Raw genomic sequence first — 287 nt, forward strand, 5'->3', positions numbered from 1 at the left:
GGTATTACTGTAGACAGTGCTCAGAACGTTTATGTTACGGATATTGAGAACAATGCAATTGGTGTGTCCACACCAAAAGGGTACCGAATTATTGCGACGCTGTCAGAGAACCAAACTTGGCCTGATGGCATGTCATTTGGTCCTGATGGTTATGTTTATGTAACTGTCAATCAGCTGAACCGAACCGCAGCTTTAAATAACGGCAAAGATACTGGCATCAGACCATTCGAAGTCGTAAAAATCAAAGCACTGGCGACAGGAACGACCGGCCGATAATCAAACGAAAG

The 287-nt window shown here is 44.3% G+C and carries 1 pseudogene; it reads left to right on the plus strand.

The window, feature by feature from the left end:
* Window positions 1-276: pseudogene (locus AB4512_RS23565) on the plus strand (hypothetical protein); the annotation flags it as partial.
* Between the last annotated feature and the right edge of the window lie 11 nt (window positions 277-287).

The organism is Vibrio sp. 10N.222.52.B7 (assembly GCF_041474275.1).
In the GTDB taxonomy this organism is placed as follows: Bacteria; Pseudomonadota; Gammaproteobacteria; order Enterobacterales; family Vibrionaceae; genus Vibrio; species Vibrio crassostreae_C.